This window comes from Nocardia sp. NPDC001965, assembly GCF_053594175.1.
Map to the genome: position 1 here is coordinate 1 of NZ_JBSFDZ010000028.1, position 565 is coordinate 565.

The 565-nt window shown below is 77.0% G+C and carries 1 protein-coding gene; it reads left to right on the forward strand.

Annotated elements, in window-relative coordinates:
• A partial coding sequence (locus ACWCPQ_RS27625) for a hypothetical protein (protein WP_449904180.1) occupies nucleotides 1-565 on the forward strand: 565 nt, incomplete at both ends.

A 565-nucleotide genomic window follows, 5' to 3' on the forward strand; every position in this document is an offset into this window, starting at 1 on the left:
CCTCCGGCTTCGCCCGGTACGCCCCCGGCTTCCCCGGGTACGCCTCCGGCTTCGCCCGGTACGCCTCCGGCTTCCCCGGGTACGCCTCCGGCTTCGCCCGGTACGCCTCCGGCTTCGCCCGGTACGCCTCCGGCTTCGCCCGGTACGCCCCCGGCATCGCCCGGTACGCCCCCGGCTTCGCCCGGTACGCCCCCGGCATCGCCCGGCACGCCCCCGGCATCGCCCGGTACGCCCCCGGCTTCCCCGGGTACGCCTCCGGCTTCGCCCGGTACGCCCCCGGCTTCGCCCGGTACGCCCCCGGCTTCCCCGGGTACGCCTCCGGCTTCGCCCGGTACGCCTCCGGCTTCCCCGGGTACGCCTCCGGCTTCCCCGGGTACGCCTCCGGCTTCGCCCGGTACGCCTCCGGCTTCGCCCGGTACGCCTCCGGCATCGCCCGGTACGCCTCCGGCTTCGCCCGGTACGCCTCCGGCTTCGCCCGGTACGCCTCCGGCTTCGCCCGGTACGCCTCCGGCTTCGGGTTCGCCGGGTACACCAACGGGTTCGCCGGGTACACCAACGGGTTCGC